Source organism: Kitasatospora sp. NPDC057542 (genome assembly GCF_042801945.1).
In the GTDB taxonomy this organism is placed as follows: Bacteria; Actinomycetota; Actinomycetes; order Streptomycetales; family Streptomycetaceae; genus Kitasatospora.
In genome coordinates, this window is sequence record NZ_JBHVFE010000700.1 from 1 (window position 1) to 3,087 (window position 3,087).

Here is a 3,087-nt window from a genome sequence, read left to right on the forward strand (position 1 = left end):
ATCCCCGCCCAGGGCCCGAGCCCGTCGGCGCATTCGGGTGCTCGGCGATCCAGCGAGCCACGGACGAAGAACGGTAGGGACCGACGGGTTCCGGAAAATGCGCACCCGATGACACCGGCCGGATCGGCCCGGCCGGCCATTTCGCGAACGACGGCCGTGCGACGCCTCGCACCCGGAGCCGATTCGCCTGGTCCTGGGCACATATGACAGTCGATCGTCTCATTCCCGGATCCGGATCCGACTCACCGAATCACCTCGCACCGGACTGCCGAGCTCCGCATGAACCCAAGGGAAAAGCCCGGCTCCCGGGCCATGAAATCTCGTGATCGCGGTCCGCGAACCTGACAAAACTGTCAACAAGGCTGCCGGTGGCTGCTAAGTTACCCGTCGGTCAGGGCCAGTGCGACTGCTCCGGGCAGTGTGCCCCACCACAAGTCACCACCGTTCCAGCACCGTTGACCCGAAGGGACCCTCCACGTGACCGTGCGCAAGCTGACGTTGTCAGCCGCCGCGACAACCACCGTGCTCATCCTCTGCGGCGCCATCCTGAACGGAGCAGCGGCATCACCGGCCGCTGCGACCACCACACCGGCCGCGACCGCGGCAGCCACCCCGACCGCGTCGCCCGACCCGTCGGCTTCGCCCGCCGCCCCCGGCACGCCGGCGACGCTGGCGCCCCCGGCGTCCGGCACGGCCGCGGCCACGGTGGCGACGCCGGCGCAGGGCAGCGCGCCGGCCACCGCCACCACCGCCCCCGTCCTCGCGCTCTCCTCCTACGACGCGAGCACCGGCATCGCCGTACTCGCACCGGCCACGACCGGTCCGCAGTCGCCGTCCTCCCTGGCCGCGGCCCCCGAGGTCGCCGCGGCCGCCGTCCAGCCCGGGCAGCTGATCGACAGCCCGCCCACCCCGGCGGCCCCGCACGGCGCGCTGGTCGCCGTCACCGGCGTGCAGCCGACCGCCGACGGGAAGGTGGCCGTCACCACCCGCCCGGCCACCCTCCCCGAACTGCTCGGCGGAACCAGCACCAGCCTGCGGAGCGCCGTCAGCCCGAGCACCTTCCAGGTCGAGCCCCAGATCGGCGGCGTCCAGGTCACCACCGACTTCGGCGCGACCTCCGGACAGGGCTCCGTGTCCGGCAGCCTGGGGCTGAGCGCCAACGCCACCGTCCCGCTGCCCGACGGCAGTTCGGCGACGCTCTCCGGCTCGGTCTCCCTCCACCCGGCCATCGACTTCTCCTACCAGGGTGGCCTCGGCCTGATCGACCCCCAGCAGGCCCGGGTCGGCTTCACCCTGGGCGCGCACGCGGACTGGCGCGTCAGCGCGAACCTCACCGCGAGCACCACTCCCATCCGGATTCCGCTGGCCAAGTACAGCGCCAGCCCCGTGCTGATGGTGGGCCCCCTGCCCGTCGTCATCAACCTGGCCTTCACCCTCTCCGCCGACATCAGCGCCGACGGCACCGTCAGCCTCGACGCCGAGCAGGCGTACGACGGCCAGTGGGGCGTCCACTCCGACTACGTGAAGGGCCCGGGCTGGACCACCACCACCGACCCCGGGAACTCCACCGTCTCCCCGCTGCGCCTCAACCTCAAGGGCTCCGCCTCGGCGAAGGCCGGCCTGCTCGCCGAAGGCTCGATCGCCCTGTACGACACGGTCGGCGTGAAGGCCTCCATCGAGCCGTACCTGCGCGCCACCGTCAACGGCTCCATCGTCCTCGACGGCACCGGCACCACGCCGGCCGTCAACGGCGCGGCGGCCCTCTACGGCGGACTCGACATCAACGGGGCCCTGATGGCGCAGCTCGCCATCCTCGGCACCCCGATCCTGTCGGCGGACCTGCCCTTCCTCGCCTTCCACCGCGAGTGGCCGCTCGCCTCGGTGAGCGTCGGGCAGCCCCCGACGCCCCTGGTGAACTGGGCCTCGCTCAACGCCAGCCTGTTCGACGACAACCAGTCCGCGTACCTGAAGACCCGGCCGGACTGGGACCCGTGGGCCCTCAAGGCGTCCTGCCAGGACGGCAGCCGACTGGTCGGGCTCAGCTTCGGCGGCGACAACGGCCTGTGCACGGACGTCACGAAGGCGAACCTGTGGGAGGCCGGCCACTCGTTCGTCGTCGACCACGGCGGCACCTACGTGACCACCGACTGGGCGCCGGGCTACTCCAAGGCCCAGTGCCCCGCCGGCTCCGTCATGACCGGCTACAGCCGCAACGGCCGGACGATGGGCGCACTGTGCGCCAAGTCCGCAACGCCGCTCGGGACTTCGACCCGCACGCTCTGGTTCGACAAGGGCGACAACCGCCCCACCGCGGCCAAGGGCGGTGACTTCTCGTACGGTTTCGCCAAGGGTCAGTGCGCGGACGACGAGTTCGTCGCGGGCATGGCCTACAGCCAGCCCTGGTGGCAGCTGTGGGCGGCGCGACCGTACGCGCTGCTCTGCCAGAAGCTCGCCTGACAGCCGTCGCACGGGCCACCGGTCCGGTCGTCACCCCTCGATCGGGTGGCGGCCGGACCGGTCGTCTCAGCGGCCGCCGACCAGTCGGCTCAGTTCGGCGTCCCAGTCGATCAGTTCGGATTCCCTGCCACGGGCCACGAGGGCGAAGCTCCGCTCGCACAGCCAGCTGCGCACCGGCTCGACCGGAACGTCGATCGAGGCGGTGCCGTCCTCCCCCCTGAGCGTGATCCGTAGCTGCCGGCGGCCGTGGCAGCGGCACGGCGGCAGGACCCGCACGTCGCCCATCCCGGCCGGTCTGTGCAGGCCCTTCCACAGCAGGTCGCGGGAGAACTCCCACGTGCCGACCGCCGGGCCGGAGCCCGGGAACTCCATGACCACGGCGAACGGCTGGTCACCGCGGTACACGAAGCGCACCGGCAGGTCGATGAACCTGCCTTCCCCGAGCTGGAGTTGCCCGCCCAGGTCGAGTGTGGCGCAGTCCGCGCCCGCCGCAGGGCCCTGGTCGGGGAACGGATGGCGTCCGGGCACGGGACCTCCAGGGGCGATGGGTGGACAGGTGCAGCCGCTGTCTCTTATACACATCTCCGAGCTGACCGACAACCTGCTGCTGGACGCCGGGGGGACCCGTTC

At 71.8% G+C, this 3,087-nt stretch carries 2 protein-coding genes; one reads left to right on the forward strand and one right to left on the reverse strand.

Going from position 1 to position 3,087, the window contains the following annotated elements; translation table 11 throughout:
* Nucleotides 1-477: 477 nt before the first annotated feature.
* On the forward strand, nt 478-2,457 hold the full coding sequence (locus ACFU7Y_RS42295; protein WP_380771753.1) for a hypothetical protein: 1,980 nt from the start codon (nt 478-480) through the stop codon (nt 2,455-2,457).
* Nucleotides 2,458-2,523: 66 nt separating this feature from the next.
* Here ACFU7Y_RS42295 and ACFU7Y_RS42300 read toward each other — a convergent pair whose 3' ends face one another.
* Nucleotides 2,524-2,985, reverse strand: coding sequence for an SsgA family sporulation/cell division regulator (locus ACFU7Y_RS42300; RefSeq protein ID WP_380771755.1), 462 nt, complete (start codon nt 2,983-2,985; stop codon nt 2,524-2,526).
* Nucleotides 2,986-3,087: the final 102 nt, after the last annotated feature.